Source organism: Micromonospora sp. SL4-19, assembly GCF_047921475.1.
GTDB lineage: Bacteria > Actinomycetota > Actinomycetes > Mycobacteriales > Micromonosporaceae > Micromonospora.
This window is the reverse complement of record NZ_JBLROB010000091.1, coordinates 1-426: the sequence shown is the minus strand read 5'-3', so window position 1 is coordinate 426 and position 426 is coordinate 1. Positions and strand designations below refer to the sequence as shown.

The 426-nt window shown below is 67.1% G+C and carries 1 protein-coding gene; it reads left to right on the top strand.

The annotated features are described in order from the left end of the window. Window positions 1-66: 66 nt before the first annotated feature. On the top strand, window positions 67-426 hold a 360-nt coding region (locus tag ACNAVT_RS31820), incomplete at its 3' end, for a C39 family peptidase (RefSeq protein WP_416301705.1).

Genomic DNA, 426 nt, shown 5'->3' with positions numbered 1-426 from the left:
CGCGGCACCCCGCACCCCCCTTCGCGGGCAGGTCGCGTAACCCCCGATCGAAAGGCTTTCCTCATCATGCGTACCGACATTCTGCGTAAGACCGCTCTGACCTTCGCCGGTGTCGCCGCCACCGCCGGTGGCATCGCCGGACCCGCCATCGCCGCCCACGCCGCCCCGGCCGCCAAGCCGGCGCAGACCCAGACCAAGCCGGCCGGCGAGCGGGAACTGAACGTCCGCTACGAAGCGCAGCCGAACTTCTACTACTGCGGCCCCGCCGCCACCCGCAACGCCCTCTCCGTGCAGGGCAAGGACATCAACGTCGACGCCATGGCCAAGGAGATGGGCACCACCGAGAACGGCACCAACAGCATCAACGACATCACCCCGGTCCTGAACAAGGAAACCGGTAAGAACGCCTACCACTCGGTGGAAATC